Annotated in this window: 16 protein-coding genes and 1 pseudogene; 6 read left to right on the top strand and 11 right to left on the bottom strand. The window is 75.2% G+C overall.

Annotated elements, in window-relative coordinates; genetic code table 11:
* From NH342_RS17005 to NH342_RS16995, 3 genes are all read right to left on the bottom strand, one after another.
* Positions 1-1,020 (bottom strand): helicase-related protein (locus NH342_RS17005; protein WP_253016493.1); only part of this gene is annotated, 1,020 nt, incomplete at its 3' end.
* A 17-nt stretch (positions 1,021-1,037) separates the two neighbouring features.
* Complete coding sequence (locus NH342_RS17000) at positions 1,038-1,460, bottom strand: PIN domain nuclease (protein WP_253016491.1); 423 nt, start codon at positions 1,458-1,460, stop codon at positions 1,038-1,040.
* A complete protein-coding gene (locus NH342_RS16995; protein WP_253016489.1) occupies positions 1,451-1,657 on the bottom strand; it encodes a DUF2191 domain-containing protein in 207 nt (68 codons plus the stop codon). The genes NH342_RS17000 and NH342_RS16995 overlap by 10 nt, the downstream gene beginning before the upstream one ends.
* Before the next feature lie 90 nt (positions 1,658-1,747).
* Here NH342_RS16995 and NH342_RS16990 point away from each other — a divergent pair, with 90 nt between their 5' ends.
* From NH342_RS16990 to NH342_RS16975, 4 genes are read left to right on the top strand one after another with little or no spacing between them, the layout of a single operon-like run.
* The gene (locus tag NH342_RS16990) at positions 1,748-2,797 is read left to right on the top strand and encodes a TIGR03885 family FMN-dependent LLM class oxidoreductase (protein ID WP_253016487.1); all 1,050 of its coding nucleotides are present in this window, start codon (positions 1,748-1,750) and stop codon (positions 2,795-2,797) included.
* Complete coding sequence (locus tag NH342_RS16985; protein WP_253016485.1) at positions 2,794-4,464, top strand: alpha-amylase family protein; 1,671 nt, start codon at positions 2,794-2,796, stop codon at positions 4,462-4,464. Before NH342_RS16990 ends, NH342_RS16985 begins: the two co-directional genes overlap by 4 nt.
* Positions 4,461-5,048 (top strand): helix-turn-helix domain-containing protein, encoded by a 588-nt coding sequence (locus tag NH342_RS16980; RefSeq protein WP_253016483.1) that lies wholly within the window; start codon positions 4,461-4,463, stop codon positions 5,046-5,048. The genes NH342_RS16985 and NH342_RS16980 overlap by 4 nt, the downstream gene beginning before the upstream one ends.
* 21 nt (positions 5,049-5,069) lie before the next feature.
* The gene (locus NH342_RS16975; protein ID WP_253016481.1) at positions 5,070-5,624 is read left to right on the top strand and encodes an isochorismatase family protein; all 555 of its coding nucleotides are present in this window, start codon (positions 5,070-5,072) and stop codon (positions 5,622-5,624) included.
* A gap of 86 nt (positions 5,625-5,710) precedes the next feature.
* On the opposite strand, the gene NH342_RS16970 is transcribed toward NH342_RS16975, so the two are convergent.
* The 5 genes from NH342_RS16970 to mmuM all read right to left on the bottom strand — a co-directional run bounded on the left by NH342_RS16970 (position 5,711) and on the right by mmuM (position 13,053).
* Positions 5,711-7,777 (bottom strand): HNH endonuclease signature motif containing protein, encoded by a 2,067-nt coding sequence (locus NH342_RS16970; protein ID WP_253016479.1) that lies wholly within the window; start codon positions 7,775-7,777, stop codon positions 5,711-5,713.
* Positions 7,778-8,124: 347 nt separating this feature from the next.
* Positions 8,125-8,886, bottom strand: a complete 762-nt coding sequence (locus NH342_RS16965) for a sulfite exporter TauE/SafE family protein (protein ID WP_253016477.1) — start codon at positions 8,884-8,886, stop codon at positions 8,125-8,127.
* Entirely contained in the window at positions 8,883-9,653 is a 771-nt protein-coding gene (locus NH342_RS16960; RefSeq protein ID WP_253016475.1) for a sulfite exporter TauE/SafE family protein, read from the bottom strand. The genes NH342_RS16965 and NH342_RS16960 overlap by 4 nt, the downstream gene beginning before the upstream one ends.
* Complete coding sequence (locus NH342_RS16955) at positions 9,650-12,169, bottom strand: RNA helicase (protein ID WP_253016473.1); 2,520 nt, start codon at positions 12,167-12,169, stop codon at positions 9,650-9,652. Before NH342_RS16955 ends, NH342_RS16960 begins: the two co-directional genes overlap by 4 nt.
* Positions 12,170-12,198: 29 nt before the next feature.
* Positions 12,199-13,053 carry a homocysteine S-methyltransferase gene (gene mmuM / locus NH342_RS16950; RefSeq protein ID WP_253016471.1) on the bottom strand — a complete coding sequence of 285 codons (855 nt, stop codon included), beginning with the start codon at positions 13,051-13,053 and terminating at the stop codon, positions 12,199-12,201.
* A 37-nt stretch (positions 13,054-13,090) separates the two neighbouring features.
* Here mmuM and arfB point away from each other — a divergent pair, with 37 nt between their 5' ends.
* Entirely contained in the window at positions 13,091-13,528 is a 438-nt protein-coding gene (arfB, locus tag NH342_RS16945; protein ID WP_374209482.1) for an alternative ribosome rescue aminoacyl-tRNA hydrolase ArfB, read from the top strand.
* A gap of 6 nt (positions 13,529-13,534) precedes the next feature.
* On the opposite strand, the gene NH342_RS16940 is transcribed toward arfB, so the two are convergent.
* Genes NH342_RS16940 through NH342_RS16930 form a run of 3 tightly spaced genes read right to left on the bottom strand, consistent with a single transcriptional unit; the run spans position 13,535 to position 16,051 of the window.
* On the bottom strand, positions 13,535-14,308 hold the full coding sequence (locus tag NH342_RS16940; RefSeq protein ID WP_253016467.1) for a hypothetical protein: 774 nt from the start codon (positions 14,306-14,308) through the stop codon (positions 13,535-13,537).
* 55 nt (positions 14,309-14,363) lie between these two features.
* Entirely contained in the window at positions 14,364-15,176 is an 813-nt protein-coding gene (locus tag NH342_RS16935; protein ID WP_253016465.1) for a uroporphyrinogen-III synthase, read from the bottom strand.
* Positions 15,173-16,051: a polysaccharide deacetylase family protein gene (locus NH342_RS16930; RefSeq protein ID WP_253016463.1), complete on the bottom strand. Its 879-nt coding sequence runs from the start codon at positions 16,049-16,051 to the stop codon at positions 15,173-15,175. Before NH342_RS16930 ends, NH342_RS16935 begins: the two co-directional genes overlap by 4 nt.
* A 117-nt stretch (positions 16,052-16,168) precedes the next feature.
* Between NH342_RS16930 and NH342_RS16925 the strand changes: the two are divergent.
* Positions 16,169-16,539 (top strand): annotated as a pseudogene (locus NH342_RS16925) (TetR family transcriptional regulator); the annotation flags it as partial.

The following is a 16,539-nucleotide window of genomic DNA, read 5'->3' as shown; positions in this document are numbered from 1 at the left end:
GTGCTCGGCGGCCGACCACAGCCGGTGCACCCGTCCCGGCCCCTCGCGGCCGGCCCGGCCCGCGCGCTGGGTGGCCGCGGCCTGCGAGACGGGGACCGTGACCAGGGTGCCGAGGCCGCGGGACAGGTCGACCCGCGGCGTGCGGGCCAGGCCCGCGTCCACCACGACCCGCACGCCGGGCACGGTGAGGCTGGACTCGGCGACGTCGGTGGCCAGCACCACCCGTCGGCCGTCGCGGGGTCGTAGCGCCGCGTCCTGCTCGGTGGCCGACAGCCGGCCGTGCAGGGGCAGGACGGCGGCGTCGACGCCGGCCAGCCGGCGCTGCACCGCGGCGATCTCGGCGCCGCCGGGCAGGAAGACCAGCACGTCGTGCGGCCCCTCGGCCAGCGCCTGGCGCACCGCGTCGGCGGCGGCGTCCAGCAACCGCGGGTCGACCCCGGGCATCGCCGGGACGCCGTGCCACACCACCTCGACGTCGTGCAGCACGCCCGTCGCCTCCACCACGGGCGCCCCGCCCAGCAGCACCGCCAGCCGGTCGGCCTGCGCCGTCGCGGACATGGCCAGCAGCCGCAGCTCCGGGCGCAGCGCGGCCCGGACGTCGAGCAGGAACGCCAGCGCCAGGTCGGTGTCGGTGTGCCGCTCGTGCACCTCGTCCAGCACGACGACGTCGACGCCGGCCAGCTCGGGGTCGGCCTGCAGGCGGCGCAGCAGCAGCCCGGTGGTGACCACCTCGACCCGGGTGGCGGCCGAGCGGCGGGACTCCCCGCGCACGCTGAACCCGACCCGTTGCCCGACGGGCTCGCCGACCAGGTCGGCCATCCGCCGGGCGGCGGCGCGGGCGGCGACCCGGCGCGGCTCGGCGACCAGCACGGTGCCGTGCGCGGCCAGCGCGAGCGGGACGAGGGTGGTCTTGCCGGTGCCGGGCGGGGCGACCAGGACGGCGCTGCCGTGGCCGTCCAGCGCCGCCGTCAGCTCGGGGAGCACCGACCGCACGGGCAGGTCGACGTCCGCGGGCAGCACGGGGACCAGTGTCCGCGTCAGGCGGTGCCGGCCGGGACGACCCAGCGCTGGTCGAGGTCGAGCACCTCGGCCGCGGTCTCGAAGTCGGCGTCGTAGTGCACGACGGCCAGGCCGTGCCGGGAGGCCAGCACCGCGGTGAGCAGGTCGGGCATGCCCACCGCGCGGTGCCGGCCGGTGCGGGCCAGGGCGCGCTGGGCGTCGAACGCCGCGCCCCAGGCGTCGTCGTCCAGGGGCAGGTACTCGTAGGCCGTGCGCCGGTCGGCGCGGATGCGCTCGTACTCGGTGGGCGAGCGGGCGCTGAACAGGGCCTCGGCGTCCAGGGTCGGGCAGGTGGCCACCAGCCCGGCGGTGATCAGCGGCTCGAGCCGCGCGGCGACGGCGGGCACCCGCATCCGGGCGGCCGCGCTGGTGTCGACCAGGTACCGGGCGATCAGCGCCACACGTCGGCCCGCTGCGCCGGGTCGGCCAGCTCGGCGAGACCGCCCGCGGCGAGCCAGTCGACCTGCCGTGCCCGGGCCGAGGCGGCGGCGGCCTGCCGGAGCGCGGTGCGCACGGTGTCGGAGATGCCGGTCGTGCCGAGCTCGCGGCGCGCCTGCGCGAGCAGGTCGTCGTCGATGTCGATCAGCCGTTTGGTCACCTGCACCCCCCGGTATGTGGCCTCTTCCGGTGGAGCATATACCTGGTCGGCCGGGTCGCCGGGCGGGCGCACAGCCGATAGACAGCTCCGGTGACCGTCATCGGGTTCCACGCCAGCCACGAGCAGATCCCGCCGTCGGAGCTGCTCTCCGCCGTCCAGCACGCCGAGCGGGTCGGGTTCACCGCCGCCATGTGCTCGGACCACCTCGAACCCTGGTCGGTGCGGCAGGGCCAGTCCGGGTTCGCCTGGTCCTGGCTCGGCGCCGCGCTGGCGACCACGTCGCTGCCGTTCGGGGCGGTGAACGCCCCCGGCCAGCGCTACCACCCGGTGATCATCGCCCAGGCCGTCGCGACCCTGGCGCAGATGAACCCGGGCCGGTTCTGGGTGGCGCTGGGCTCGGGCGAGCTGATGAACGAGCACATCACCGGTCAGCAGTGGCCGCGCAAGGAACTGCGCGACGCCCGGCTGCGGGAGTGCGTCGACGTCATCCGGGCGCTGCTGGCCGGCGAGGAGGTCACCCACGACGGGCTGGTGACCGTCGACCGTGCGCGCGTCTGGTCGCTGCCGGAGCAGCAGCCCGCGCTGGTGTGCCCGGCGGTGACGGCGGCGACCGCCCGGCGGGGTGCGGACTGGGCCGACGGCCTGATCACCATCAACCAGCCGCACGACCGGCTGCGCGAGGTGCTGGCCGCCTACCGCGACGCCGGGGGGCAGGGGCCGGCCACCGTGCAGGTGCACCTGTCCTGGGCGCCCGACGAGGACGAGGCGCTGGAGATCGCCTGGGACCAGTGGCGGTCCAACCTGCTGCCGCCCCCCACCTGCTGGGAGCTGGAGGGCGCGAAGAGCTTCGACCAGGTGGGCGAGCTGGTCACCCGCGAGCAGGTGCAGCAGGCCGTGCAGGTCTCCGCCGACCTCGGCGAGCACGCCGCGCGCATCGCCGAGTACGCCGAGCTCGGTTTCGACCAGGTCGTGCTGCACCACGTCGGGCAGTCGCAGACCGCGTTCCTGGACGCGTTCGGGGACAAGGTCCTGCCGCAGCTCGACGTCACCCGCCCCGGCCCGGCGGTGGCCATCGACCCACCGGGGCCGGAGGGCGTGCGCCGTCCCGAGCAGGAGCCGCAGCCGGCGGTGCTGGCATGAGGGTCAGCGACACCGCGGACCTGTGGTGGAAGAACGCCGTCCTGTACTGCCTGGACGTCGAGACGTTCATGGACTGGGACGACGACGGCACCGGTGACTTCACCGGGCTGGTGCAGCGGCTGGACCACCTGGTCGACCTCGGCGTCACCTGCCTGTGGCTGATGCCCTTCTACCCGACCGCCGAGCGGGACGACGGCTACGACATCACCGACTTCTACGGGGTGGACCCGCGGCTGGGCACCCACGGCGACCTGGTCGAGCTGATCCGCACCGCGCACGACCGCGGGCTGCGCGTCATCGCCGACCTCGTGGTCAACCACACCTCCGACCAGCACCCCTGGTTCCAGGAGTCCCGTCGGTCGAAGGACGACCCGAAGCGCGACTGGTACGTGTGGCGCGCCGACACCCCGCCGGACACCAGCGACCAGGTCGTCTTCCCCGACCAGGAGGACTCGATCTGGGAGCTCGACGAGCGCACCGGCGAGTACTACCTGCACCAGTTCTACTCGACCCAGCCCGACCTGAACGTGACGAACCCGCTGGTCCGCGACGAGATCGCCAAGATCGTCGGGTTCTGGACCCAGCTGGGCCTGGACGGGTTCCGGATGGACGCCGTCCCGTTCCTGCTGGACACCAACGGGGCCGAGGCCGACCGGCTGCCGGACCCGCACTCCTGGCTGCGCGACGTCCGGGCGTTCCTGGACCGCCGGACGCACGGCGGCATCCTGCTCGGCGAGGTCAACCTGCCCTTCGAGCAGCAGCTGGAGTTCTTCGGCGGGGCCGACGGCGACGAGCTGACCATGCAGTTCGACTTCATCTCGATGCAGGCCACCTACCTGTCGCTGGCCCGCTGCGACGCGGGGCCGCTGACCCGGGCGCTGCAGGGCCGCCCGGCGACGTCGTCGGACTCGCAGTGGGCGACGTTCGTGCGCAACCACGACGAGCTGACCCTGGACAAGCTGACCGAGGACGAGCGGCAGGAGGTGTTCGCCGCCTTCGGCCCGGACCCGGCGATGCAGATCTACGACCGCGGCCTCATCCGCCGGCTGCCCCCGATGCTCGGCGGGGACCCGCGGCGGGTGCGGATGGTCTACAGCCTGATGTTCTCCCTGCCGGGGACGCCCACGATCTTCTACGGCGAGGAGATCGGGATGGGGGAGCAGCTGGACGTCGGCAGCCGGCTCGCCGTCCGCACCCCGATGCAGTGGACGTCGGGGACCAACGGCGGGTTCTCCCGCGCCGCCGCGAAGAAGCTGCCGGGTCCGGTGGTGACCGGTGGGTACGGGCCGGAGTTCGTCAACGTGGCCGACCAGCGCAAGGACCCCGACTCGCTGCTGTCGTTCTTCCGGCTGCTGGTCTCCCGGCGCAAGGAGTGCCCGGAGCTGGGCTGGGGTGACTTCCAGGTGCTCGACCAGCCGCACGCCGCGGTCCTGGCGCACCTGTGCTCGTGGGAGGACGGCGCGCTGGTCGCGGTGCACAACCTGGGCCCGGAGCCGGCGGTGGTGCCGCTGGCGCTCGACGGCTGCGGGGCCGACCACCTGCTCGCCGACCTGCTGGTGGAAGGTACGACGGCGGTCGACGAGCGGGGCCGGGCCGAGGTCGCGCTGGAGGGCTACGGCTACCGCTGGCTCCGGGTGGTGGCACCGGGCACGCGGCGGCTGCTGTGACCGCCGCGGACGACCCCGTGCTCGCGGGGGTCGGCCCGCGGCTGAGGGCGCTGCGGCAGCGACGGGACCAGACGCTGACGGCGCTGTCGGCGGCCACCGGGATCTCGGTGAGCACGCTGTCGCGGCTGGAGTCCGGGGGGCGCAAGCCCACGCTGGAGCTGCTGCTGCCGATCGCGCGGGCGCACGGGGTGGCGCTGGACGAGCTGGTCGGGGCGCCGCGGGTGGGGGACCCGCGGGTGCGCAGCGAGCCGGTGGAGATGCACGGCATGACGATGTGGCCGCTGTCGTCGCAGCCCGGGGGCCTGCAGGCCTACAACCTGGTCGTGGCGCCGGGCGGTGCGCGCAGCGAGCCGGAGCAGAAGACGCACGAGGGCTACGACTGGCTGTACGTGCTGTCGGGCCGGCTGCGGCTGGTGCTGGCCGAGCACGACCTGGTGCTGAGCCGCGGGGAGGCGGCGGAGTTCGACACCAGGACGCCGCACTGGTTCGGCAGCGCCGACGACCGCCCGGTGGAGCTGCTCGCGCTGTTCAGCAAGCAGGGGGAGCGGCTGCACCTGCGCGCCCGCCCCAAGGGGTCGCGGTGACGGTCGTGGCAGGCTCCTGACGTGGCCGTCTCCTCCCTGGACCCCGCCCGCACGGCGCTGGTCGTCGTCGACCTGCAGCGGGGGGTGGTGAGCCGCGACGTCGGGCCGCACCCGGCGGACACGGTGCTGGAGAACGCGCTGCAGCTGGCCGAGGCGTTCCGGTCGGCCGGGGCGCCCGTGGTGCTGGTGCAGGCCGACCCCGGGGACAAGCCGCCCGCGGACGCGGACGTCCGACGGACGGCGGCCGCCCCGCCCCTGGGGGACGTGGTGGCCGAGCTGGCGCCGCTCGGGGACCTGGTGGTGGTCAAGCGCGGGTGGAGCGCGTTCCACGGCACGGACCTGTCCGTGCAGCTTCGCGGCCACGCTGTGGACACCGTGGTGCTGGTGGGCATCGCCACCAACATGGGTGTGGAGTCCACCGCGCGGGACGCCCGGGAGCACGGGTTCGCCGTCGTGGTGGTGGAGGACGCCATGAGCAGCACCGACGCGGTGATGCACGAGTTCGCCGTCGCCCGCATCTTCCCGCTGATCGCCCGGGTCACCACCACCGCCGGCGCCCTCGCCGCCCTCGGCTGACTCGCCCTCGGCTGACTCAGTCAGCCCGCCTGCCCCGGACTGACCCTGTCTGCCCTCCGTCCCATCTGGGCGTCCCCCGACCGGTGTCAGAACGGTGGCGGGTCGTCGTGGCCGGAGAGCGCGCCATCCGCCGGTGCGCGGGTGGCGGCGCGGGCGAGGGCTGCGTCGAGCTCCGCCTCGATCTCCGCGGCCACCCGTGCCCGGTCGGCCGCCGCCTGTCGGCGGGCTGCCTGCTGCTCCGGTGTGGGGGAACGGAACCGGGCCGGGGTGCTGCCGAAGAGGTCGGTGAGCACGTCGGGGCAGGTCGGTGTCGACATGTCGACCTCGGCGATGCCGGCGGGCCGGGTGGTGCGGGTGGTGCCGCCGGGTGGGGTGACGTGCAGGGTGCCGTCGGGGTCCATCGCGAACGCCCAGCCCGGCGCGTGCGTCTTGAGGCGGTGGTGCCGCCTGCACAGGCATGCGAGGTTGGACACGCACGTCGGACCGCCGGACGGAGGGTCGGCGGGGTCGTAGGGCTGGACGTGGTCGAGGTCCGCGTACTCGGCGGGCCGGGCGCAGCCGGGGAAGCGGCAGTGCCTGTCCCGGGCCTTGACGAACCGGATCTGCGCGGCGCTGGGGGTGTACCGGTCGACCGGTGGCGGCGGACCCAGCCCTCGACCGCGCCGGACGGCAGCACGCAGCTCCGCCGCCGACGCGATGGCTCGCAGCCGGCCGCCGGCATCGACCACCTCGAACCACACGGCGCCGCCACCGGTTCGCCCGCTGCCAGTGAGCGCCCCGAACCGGGCGAGGATCTCCGCGACCGCCACCGGCGTCACAGGCAGCGGGCCGACGAACCCGACACCGGTCCCGCGACCACCGGGGGCGCATGCGGCACCGGCCGTCGCCGTCGCGTCGGGCAGACCCGTGGCCGTGGACGCACTGGTGCTGTCGAGCGAACCGGTTGCGTCGGAGGGGCTCGTGCCGTCGAACGGACCGGTGGCGTCGGACGGACCGGTGGCCTCGGACGCACTGGTGCTGTCGGACCAGCCGGTGACGTCGGACGGACCGGTGGCGCCCAGCACGCCTCCGCCGTCGTCCTGGTTCGGCGGAACCCCGGGGTCGGCGTCGTCGGTGGAGGTGGTGGGAGCGGTCGCGGCGTGGGGAGGGACCCCGAGGTGGTCCAGCACCGGGCCCAGGTCGTCGAGGTCGGCGAGGTCGACCCGCAGGCGCAGCTGCCAACAGGCGCGCGCCACCTCCTCGGGCACCGACTCCCACGGTCTCGTCAGCAGCTGCTTGAGCGCCGCGATGCGCAGCCGGCCGACGGGCCGGCGGTCGCCGCCCTTCCGCATCACCGCCGCCATGGCGTCGAGGACCGCCATCATCGCCGCCGCGTCCTCGGCGTCGAGCAGGTCGGCCCGCATCCCGGCCAGACCGTCACCGCACCCGGTCATCGTGACGTTCTGCTTCCGCTTCCTGCGCTCCGCCCGCCGTTGCGCCTCACCCGGGTCCGCCGCGACGAGCGCGCCACCGACCCGGTCGGTGAGGGCGGAGGGCCCGATGCCCTCGCCGATCCAGCGCAGACCCTGCGCAGCGACGGCGTCGACCACCGCGTCGGCCAGGCTGCCGCCGACGGACCGCTTCCGGTGGGCAAGGGCGTCGACGAGCACCTGCGCTCGGCGGACGTCGATGCGACCGTCGGCCAGCGCTGCCCACACCTGCGGTAGCTGCTCGACCAGGGCGCGCTGCTTGTCGACCAGCACGACCGCCGTCCCGGTGCCGATGCCGAGCAGCACCGCAACCTCGTCGGACACCCAGTCGTCGGGCCGGTCGACATCGGCGGGGTCGTCGGTGCGGGAGCCGGGGAGCGCGGACTGCCGGGGCTGCAGCTCAGCCAACCGGGAGAGGGCAGCGGCCTGGAGGGCGTGCAGCTTCGCCTGCGCCTCGGCGACGTCGCGGAGCACTGCGTGCACCTGGTCCCGGCGGGTGGCGGGCGTGACGAGCAGGTCGGACAACCGGGTCGGTCGAGTGGTGAGGTGCGGGTCGCCGTCGACAGCGACCTGGGCGATCCGCTCGGCCTCCAGGACGGCGGCCCGGGCGGCGGCGGAGGCGAAGACCTCGACCTGCGCGATGCCCAGCGAGACCCCGAGACGGCTGCCGACCTCCTCGTCCATGTGCTCACCGCCTCGTCCGTCTCGTTCGATCAGGTGTTCGAACCGTACCCCGCCTGACGAGGCTGGTCAAGGCGAAAGGGCAGCTCAGCGCCCTGTCCACTAGGTGTCGCAGAGTTGTCGGCGGGGTGTGCGACCGTGTCGCGGCGCTCTGTGCCAGACCGATCCACCGGCCCGTGGCTCGGCTCCGCAGGCCTCCAGCTTCCGAGGCCCCAAGGCCCCAAGGCCCCAAGGCCCCAAGGCCCGAAGGCCCGAAGGCCCGAAGGCCGGGAAGCCTGGGGCGCGGGGCCCGCAGACCTGCAGGCGCGGAGGTGCACGGGCGCGGAGCCGGGCGCACCGACGGTGCGCGGTCAGCCGAAGGCGTCGAACCCGAGCTTGACCGCGAGGCCGAGTCCCAACAGCGCGATGACCCGGCGCAGCCAGGTGCCGTCGACCCGGCGCACCACCGAGGGCCCGATCCGGCCACCCACGAAGAACCCGATCGCCAGCGGCAGCATGGCCGCCCACGCCACGTCGGCGAACAACGCGAACCCCACCGCGGCGACCAGGTTGGCCACGAACAGCAGCACGTTCTTCGCCGCGTTGCCCCGAGCCACCGTCGTCCCGGTCGCGAGCAGGAACATCGCGAGCATGAGCACCCCGGCCGCCGCCCCGAAGTAGCCGCCGTAGATGGCGATCGCGTACACCCCGAGCGCCAGCCACCGGCCGGACCCACCGGGGTGCCGGGCGCCCTCCGCGGCCAGCTCCCGCGCGGGCGGCTGCACCAGGATGGCCACCGACGCCCCGGCGATGAGGAAGGGCACGATCCGCTCGAACCCGCCGGCCGGGGTGATCAGCAGCAGCACCGTGCCGGTGACCCCGCCCAGCAGCGCCGCCACCGACAGCCGCGCCAACCGCCGGCCCTGCCCCACCAGCTCGGGCCGCGACGCGCTCACCGACCCGACGCCGTTGAACACCAGCGCCACGGTGTTGGTCACGTTCGCCACCACCGGCGGCAACCCGGCGGCCAGCAGTGCCGGGTAGCTGACCAGGGACGCCAGGCCCGCGATCGAGCCGGCCAACCCGCCGCCCACGCCGGCCAGCAGCAGGAGCAGCCACGTCGTGAGGGTCACCCGGTCACCAGCACCACGATCGCGACGACCCCCACGGCGACGATCAGCGACCGCAGCAGCCAGGACGGGATCCGCCGTCCGTACCGCCCGCCCAGGAAGCCGCCCACGAGGGACCCGGCCGCGACCAGACCCGCCGCGGCCCAGTCGACCCGGCCGGTGGCCACCACCGCGTAGGTGATGGCGGCCACCGCGTTGACGCCCAGCGTCAGCACGTTCTTCAGCGCGTTCAGCTGCTGCAGGGAGTGCGGGAGGAGCAGGCCGAACAGCCCGATCTGCAGCACACCCTGGCTGGCTGCGAAGTACCCGCCGTACGTGCCCGTCGCGTAGGCGCACCCGAACAGCGCCGCCGTCCGACCCGGCCCGACGCGGTCGGTGGGGGAGGACCGGTGCCGCAACCAGCGCTGCAGCACCGGCTGCACCGCCACCAGGACGACGGCGAGCCCCACCAGCACCGGGACGACGGTCTCGAACGCCGCGGCCGGCAGGTGCAGCAGCAGGAACGCACCGCTCAGGGCGCCCAGCACGGAGGCGGGGAACAGCGAGAGCAGCAACCGCCGCTGCCCGGTCAGCTCGCGGCGGTAGCCCAGCGCGCCGGTCAGGTTGCCCGGCACCAGGCCCATCGAGTTGGACACCGTCGCGGCCACCGGCGGCAGCCCGACGGCGAGCAGGACCGGGAAGGTCACCAGCGTCCCGGACCCGACCACGGCGTTGATACCGCCCGCCGCGAGCCCTGCGGCGACGACCGCGACCACGTCCCAGGCGGTCACGAGTCCTTGCGCCCGGCATCCACCACTCGCAGCACGGGTGCGCCCTGGTCGTCGGAGGCCTCGAGGTCGACCTCGACGTCGATGCCCCAGTCGTGGTCGCCGTCCGGGTCGTCGATGATCTGCCGGACCTCCCACACCCCCGGGCGGGACGTGCGGTCGACCACGAACAGCCCCGGTCCGCGCGCATCGGCGCCGGTGAGCACCTCGGCGTGCTGCGCGAAGTAGGCCTGCACGACCTCGCCCCACCGCTCCGCGTCCCAGCCCGAGCCGGCGTCCAGCTCGCCCAGGTCGTACCAGCGTCGCCGGGCCCAGAACTGCACCCGCTGCCAGACCGCGTTGCGCACCATCGCGGTGAACGCCCGCACGTTGCCGGTCAGCGGCCGCGGCCGGGTGGGCACGGCCGGGACGTCGACGGCCCCGTCCGTGGGGTTGGTGAGCTCCTCCCACTCGTCCAGCAGGGACGAGTCCACCTGCCGCACGACCTCGCCCAGCCACTCGACGACGTCGGTGACCTCCTCGGTCCGCGCCTCCGACGGCACCCCCGACCGCAGCGCCCGGTAGGCGTCGGTCAGGTACCGCAGGACGGCGCCCTCGGAGCGGGTCAGGCCGTAGGCGTTGACCAGCTCGCGGAAGGTGTAGGCGTTCTCCCACATGTCCCGGACTACCGCCTTCGGCGAGGGCTCGACCGCCGCGGCCCACGGGTTGCCGCGCACGAACGTCTCGTGCGCCGCGGCCAGCAGCTCGGCCAGCGGCTGGGGGTAGGTGACGTCCTCCAGGAGCTCCATCCGCTCCTCGTACTCGATGCCCTCGGCCTTCATCTCCGCGACGGCCTCGCCGCGGGCCTTGTTCAGCTGGGCGCCGAGGATCTGCCGCGGGTCGTCCAGGGTGGACTCGATGACGCTGACGACGTCGACCACGAACGTCTCCGACGCCGGGTCCAGCAGGTCGATGACGGCGAGGGCGAACGTGGACAGCTGCTGGTTCAGCGCGAACCCCGGCGGCAGGTCACCGGTCAGCCGATAGGTCGGCCGCCCGTCCACGACGACCCGCTCCACCACCTCGGCGGCGATCAGGGTGCGGCCGATGCCGATGGCGTCGCGGATGTGCTTGAGCTGCCGCTTCCGCGGCTCGTGGTTGTCGGTCAGCAGCGTCCCCAGCGCCGCGACCGGGTCGCCCGGGCGGGCCAGCACGTTGAGCAGCATCCCGGTGGTGACCTGGAAGTGGCTGGTCAGCGCCTCGGGCTCGGCGGTCTCCAGCCGCTGGGCGGTGGCCTCGCTCCACGGCACCATGCCCTCGGGCACCTTCTTGCGGACCAGCTTGCGGCGCTTCTTCGGGTCGTCGGCCACCTTGGCGAACTGCTTGAGGTTCTCCACCTCGTGGTCGGGCGCCTGGACGACGACGTAGCCGGCGGTGTCGTAGCCGGCGCGCCCGGCCCGCCCGGCGATCTGGTGGAACTCGCGCGCCGAGAGCAACCGCATCCGGGTGCCGTCGTACTTGGAGAGCGCGGAGAACACCACCGTGCGGATCGGCACGTTGATGCCCACGCCCAGGGTGTCGGTGCCGCAGATGACCTTGAGCAGCCCGGCCTGCGCCAGCTGCTCCACCAGCCGCCGGTACTTCGGCAGCATCCCGGCGTGGTGCACGCCGATGCCGTGCCGCACCAGCCGGGACAACGTCGTCCCGAAGGCGCTGGAGAACCGGAAGCCGCCGATCAGGTCGGCGATCGCCGCCTTCTCCTCCTTGGTGCAGACGTTCACGCTCATCAGCGCCTGCGCCCGCTCCAGCGCGGCGGCCTGGGTGAAGTGCACGACGTAGACCGGGGCCTGCCGGGTGTCCAGCAGCTCCTGGATCGTCTCGTGCGCCGGCGTGGTGGCGTAGGAGAAGTGCAGCGGCACCGGGCGCTCGGCGCCGGCGACCAGCGCGGTGGGCCGGCCGGTGCGCCGGGTCAGGTCCTCCCGCAGCGCGGTGGTGTCGCCGAGCGTGGCCGACATCAGCAGGAACTGGGCGTTCGGCAGCTCCAGGATCGGCACCTGCCACGCCCAGCCACGGTCGGGGTCGCCGTAGAAGTGGAACTCGTCCATCACGACCAGGCCGATATCGGCCTCGGGGCCCTCGCGCAGCGCGATGTTGGCCAGCACCTCGGCGGTGCAGGCGATGATCGGGGCGTCGGCGTTGACCGCGGCGTCCCCGGTGAGCATGCCGACGTTGTCGGCGCCGAAGACCCCGCACAGCGCGAAGAACTTCTCGCTGACCAAGGCCTTGATCGGCGCGGTGTAGAAGCTCACCCGGTCCTGGGCGAGCGCGGCGTACTGCGCGCCGGTGGCCACCAGCGACTTCCCCGACCCGGTGGGGGTCGCCAGCACCACGTTGGCGCCGCTGACCAGTTCGATCAGCGCCTCCTCCTGGTGCGGGTACAGCTCGGTGCCCGCCTCCGACGCCCAGGCGGCGAACTCGGTGAACAGGGTGTCGGCGTCGGCGCCGTCGGGTGGGGACAGCACGGTGGGGGTCGCGGTCATCGTGGGCACCAGGGTGCCGCACCCCGGGGTCAGCGGAGCGCGGTGGCCACGCGGGCGACGTCGTCCGGGCGCACGCGGCAGCAGCCGCCGACCAGCCGGGCGCCCGCGGCGACCCAGCCGGGCACGTCCCACCCGGCGCCGGTGGCGCCCGTCCACCGGCGGGCGGCGGCGTCCCAGCCCTCCCCGCTGTTGGGGGAGACGACGGTCGCCCCGGCCGCGACGGACGGCGCCACGACCGCCGGGTCGGTGCAGTTCACACCCACGGCCACCACGTGCGGGGCAGCCACGGCCACGACGGAGGCCAGCGGCTCGCCGCGACGGGTGCGGACGCCGTCCGGGCCGGCGACCACGGTCAGCGAGACCCAGGCCGGGACACCGAGGGGCTCCACCTCGGCCAGCAGCGCCTCCACCTCGGCGGCGCCGGGCAGCGTCTCGCAGGCCAGCACGTCGACGCCGGCCTCGGCGAGCACCTGCAACCGCGGCCGGTGGAACTCCCGCAGCTGCGCCACGGTCACGTCGGCGAGGTAACCGCCGGTGTACTCCGACCCGTCGGCCAGGTACGCCCCGTACGGCCCCACCGACCCGGCCACCCAGGACGTCGGCGCCCCCTCCCGGGCCAGCTGCACCGACCGCGCGATCAGGCCCTCGGCGTCGGCGTACCCCGCGGCGGCGAAGCCCGGCACGGTGGCCTGGTAGCTGGCGGTCGTGGCGACCTGGGCGCCGGCGGCCTCGAACGCCGCGTGCGCGTCCCGGATCGCGTCCGGGTCGTCGCGCAGCAGCCGGGCCGACCACAGCGCGCTGGTCACGTCGTGGCCGCGGGACTCCAGCTCGGTGGACAGCCCGCCGTCCAGGACGACGGGACCAGCGGCGAGCGCGTCGGCCAAGGTACGACGGGAGGGGAGCACGGGGAGGATGGTGCCCGTGCCCACCGACGACCCGTCCGGCGACCTCCCGGTCACCCCGCGGCTCGTCGTGCCCGCGGCCATGCTCGGCTGGCGGTTCAGCCGGTCCTCGGGCCCCGGCGGGCAGGGCGTGAACACCGCCGACAGCCGGGTCGAGCTGTCCGTGCGGCCGCTGGACATCCCCGGGTTGACCGAGCACCAGCAGGCCCGGCTGGCCGAGCGGCTGGGGGCCAAGCTGGTGGACGGCGTCCTAACGGTCGCGGCGTCCGAGCACCGGCAGCAGCTGCGCAACCGGGAGGCCGCCCGCGCCCGCATGGCGATGGCCATCGGCCAGGCGCTGGCCCCGCCCGCGCCGCCGCGCAGGAAGACCAAGCCGACCCGCGGGTCGCAGCAGCGCCGCATCGACGCCAAGAAGCGCCGGGGCCAGCTCAAGAAGCAGCGCGGCGGCCTGGAGTGAGCCGGCTCAGCTGAGCGCGGCGAGGGCGGCGTCGACGTCGTCGGCGTGCACGAAGTCCAGCGCCAGCAGCCGGTGCACCAGCACTCCGCGGCGGGTCAGCCGCAGGTCGGCCGGGCGCAGCCGGGGCTGGGCCGCGCCACTGGGCCTCGGGACGGCGACCGGCGGGTCCAGCAGGCCGGTGCGCTGCAGCTCCACCAGGTCCTCCAGCGCACCCCAGGTCACCCAGGCGCGGGGGTCGTCCGGCAGCGGCGTCAGCGGCAGCGGCGAGCGCTCGCGGCGGCCGACCGCGGCCAGCAGCGACAGCTGCCGCCAGGTCAGCGACCGGGTGAGCAGCAGGGTGCGCTCGGCCAGTGCGGCGTCGACGTCGGGGGAGTGCACGACCTCGGCGAGCAGGTAGCCCAGGTGCCGCACCCGGCGCTCCTCGGCCGACCCGCGGGCGGCCAGCAGGACGCCCTCGCCGACCTCGCGGGCTGCCACCCGGCCCCCGGCCTTCTCGGTGAAGAACCCGTCGGCGCGCACGGGCCGGTCCCGGCGGGACAGGGAGATGCCGTGCTCCACCGCGAAGGCCAGCGCGGCACCCGCCCGGGCGCGCTCGCGGCGGGGCAGGCCACCGTCGGCGAGGTCGTCGGCGAGCTCCCGCAGGCAGGTGGCGAACCGGTCGTCCAGCCGCAGCGCAGCCTCGCCGGGGGCGTAGACGACGGTGGCCGCCGAACCGGTCATGGAGCCGGCGATCCCGAACCCGGACTCGATGAGCGAACGACCGGGCTCGGTGGTGGTCACGGGCGTGATCCTCCCGGCTGCGGCACGCGCCCGCAGCCCGCCTCCCCAGGACGGGTCAGCGGCCCAGCCGGTCCACCACCTCGCGGGCGAGCGCTGCCAGCCGGGCGCGCGGCGGTTGGACGGGCTCGACCCCGGCCGCCTGCAGCGGCGCCGCCGTGACCGGGCCGACCGCGACGGCGAGCACCGGCCCGCGCAGTGCCCCGACGACGGCGTCCCGCACACCCTCCTCGCCGGCCACCTCGAGCACCGACACCGCGGCCGGGGCGGAGGTGAAGGTGACCGCGTCGACCCCGCCGCCGGGCAGCTGCCGCACCAGCCGGCGCAGCGGGCCGTCGTCGGCGGGCCGCTCCCACCGGTAGACCGGCACCTCCACGACCTCGGCGCCGGCCGCCCGCAGGCCCGACACCAGCTCGGTCAGCGGGTCCCCGTGCAGCTGGACGGCGATGCGCTGCCCGGCCAAGGGCCCGCGGGCGCCGGACAGCAGGTGCTCCAGCACCTCGGGGGAGGACTCCGACGCCGGCGACCAGGCGTCCACCAGCCCCGCGCCCCGGATCGCGCCGCGCGCCTTGGGCCCCCGGGCCAGCACCGTCGCCCGGGACAGGTGCTCGACCAGCGGCAGGTCCCACGCCTCGGCCGCGGCCAGCCAGCCGCGGAACCCGACCGCGGTCGTGGCCACCGCGAGGTCCACCGGGGCGCGCAGCACCTCCCGGGTCGCCGCCACCACGTGCGCGTCGTCCTCCAGCGGCACCACCCGGATCGCCGGTGCGTGCACGACCTCGGCCCCGCGGCGGCGCAGCAGGTCGGCCAGCTCGTCCGCCCGCCTCGACGCGGTGACCGCGACGGTCCGGCCGGCGAGCGGCCCGGTCACGGCAGCACCGTCGCGGCGTGCGCGGCGACCTCCCCGGCGGTGGTCAGCCAGACCTGGTCGCGGTGCGCGGCGAGGTGCTCCAGCGCCGCCCGCAGCGGCCGCAGCCGGTGCGGCTGCCCGACCACGTAGGGGTGCACGGCGATGCCCATCACCAGCGGCGCGGTCGCCGACTGCTCGAGCACCTCGTCGAAGGTGGCCACGACCATGTCGGCGAACTCCTGCCCCGACGCCTGGCGGGAGACCACGGCCGGGATGTCGTTGAGCTCCTGCGGGTAGGGCACCGACAGGATCCGCCCGGACCGGGTGCTGAACCAGGTCGGCTGGTCGTCGTGCGCCCAGTCCAGCAGGTAGTCGTAGCCGGCCTCGTCGAGCAGGTCGGGGGTCACGTGGCTCTGCGAGATCCACGGTCCCAGCCACCCGGCCGGACGGCGGCCGGCGCGGTCGGCGTACACCGCGGTGGCCTCGGCGATCAGGGCCCGCTCCTCGTCCTCGTCCAGGTCGGCCTGCCGCTCGGCGTTCGTGCGGCCGTGACCGACCAGCTCGTCGCCGCGGGCCAGGAAGGCCTCCACCAGCCCGGGGCACTCCTGCAGCACCCTGCTGTTGGCGATCACCGAGGTCGGCAGGTCCAGGGCGTCGAGGGTCTCCAGCAGCCGCCAGGCGCCGACCCGGTTGCCCCAGTCCCGCCACGAGTAGTTGAGGACGTCGGGGTCGCCGCCGCCCGGTGCCAGCTGCGCGCCCCGGCCGCGGCCGAAGTCGAAGACCTCGAGGTTGGTGCCGATGTAGACCGCGAGCCGGCGCCCGCCCGGCCAGTCGAACACCGGCCGCTCGGGCAGGGGGGACCAGTCGTAGCGGCCGTGCCGGCCCGGTGAGCTCACGGTCGCCAGCATGCCCGTGCGACGCGTGGGGCGCGTGGGACGACCGCGTTCCCGGATCACCCGCGGCTGCCGATGTGTCGGTCACCACACCCCTGCGGACCCCCACCAGGACCGGCCATGTCGCTTCCGCTCCCCGCACCCGCCCCTGCCGCCCCCCACCCGGCGCTGGCCGCCGCCGTGGACCTGCTCGCCGAACGCGGCTGGCACGGTCTCGGCCTCGAGGCGGTGGCGGTGCGCTCCGGGGTCCAGCTGCTCCAGCTGCAGGCGCAGTGGCCGTCGCTCTCGCACCTGGTGGCCGAGGCGGTCTCCGGGCAGCCCGTGGTCGTCGACCGCGCCGACACCGGCAGCACCGCCGGGGACCTGGCCGCCGCCCTGGAGCACTGGGCCCGCCCGCTGGGCCGCGGCGAGCTCGCGGTGGCCGCGGTCGCGGAGGCCGCCGGCCGGGACGGCGTGCTGCGGGCCGGCGTGGAGGCCGCGGTCGGCGACGC

The sequence above is a fragment of the Klenkia sp. PcliD-1-E genome (genome assembly GCF_024124375.1).
GTDB lineage: Bacteria > Actinomycetota > Actinomycetes > Mycobacteriales > Geodermatophilaceae > Klenkia.
Note: the sequence above shows the minus strand (reverse complement) of the source record. Positions and strands in the feature narration are given on the sequence as shown.

Coding starts and splice junctions, on each gene's coding strand:
- NH342_RS16970 (WP_253016479.1), bottom strand. CDS start 7,777: ATGGACGAGGAGGTCGGCAGCCGTCTCGGGGTCTCGCTGGGCATCGCG.
- NH342_RS16985 (WP_253016485.1), top strand. CDS start 2,794: ATGAGGGTCAGCGACACCGCGGACCTGTGGTGGAAGAACGCCGTCCTG.
- NH342_RS16955 (WP_253016473.1), bottom strand. CDS start 12,169: ATGACCGCGACCCCCACCGTGCTGTCCCCACCCGACGGCGCCGACGCC.